The sequence below is a fragment of the Pseudoalteromonas sp. Z9A6 genome (genome assembly GCF_011378805.1).
Lineage (GTDB): Bacteria > Pseudomonadota > Gammaproteobacteria > Enterobacterales > Alteromonadaceae > Pseudoalteromonas > Pseudoalteromonas distincta.
The window spans coordinates 1-820 of the sequence record NZ_WTKZ01000131.1 but is presented as its reverse complement, the minus strand read 5'-3'; the positions used below and the strand labels follow the sequence as shown (position 1 = coordinate 820).

The 820-nt window shown below is 47.2% G+C and carries 1 protein-coding gene; it reads right to left on the bottom strand.

The features are described 5' to 3' along the window. Positions 1-131: 131 nt before the first annotated feature. A partial coding sequence (locus tag GQR53_RS20500; protein ID WP_206013410.1) for a tectonin domain-containing protein occupies positions 132-820 on the bottom strand: 689 nt, incomplete at its 5' end.

Here is an 820-nt window from a genome sequence, read left to right as displayed (position 1 = left end):
CTTTATTACAAGTCACTTTGAGGCTTCGGTCAATGAATGACCTCCTGTTGCTGCAGTGACATTATACAGTACATTTAGGCATGCGCTCTGCCAGAATCTCGAGACCGCCCACCTTGGCCCACCATAGTGCCTTAACTGCATTTACGGATGGAGCCATCAACACACACGACCCACAGCACTCCCAGGTCAAAGCTCACATGCTGGTGACCATTGGGACAGGCAACCACTGGGATCCAGTCTGTGCCATCGGGTGTGCAGCGAGTGACACCAGTTCGTTTGAATAAGCTCCCTTGAGAGTTTACACCATAGACACTGCCATCAGTTGCTACTTCAATCATGGACAGAAGTCCAGGAATATTCACAAAGCTGCCGGACCCTGAACAGACACTAGACGACACATCCTTCATGATGAAGATTTGGTCGTTGTGGTTCACTCCCCAACAGCTGTATGGACCACAGCTGTAGTACTTCAGCTTTCCACCAATATTAATCCAAGGAATGTTACTGGATAACCATTTGTTGTTAGCATCCATATTTGAACAGAATATGTCATCATACATATTGACACCTGCAATGATCTGATCACCTCCGGCATCCACCTGATTGAGAAGCCCTTCAAGCCTAACAAAACCGCCACTCTGAAACCTAAAGATGTTGTTTGCTGTATTAACCCCCAGCTGACCAGCAGGACCAACACTGAAGTGCTTTAGAGACCCGCTGATCTTTGTGAAGACGTTATCAATCAGGACGAATATCTCATTATTATTGTTCACGCCAACCACGGAGCCAGACCCAGCGTCTATCTGCTTCAGGTTACCAT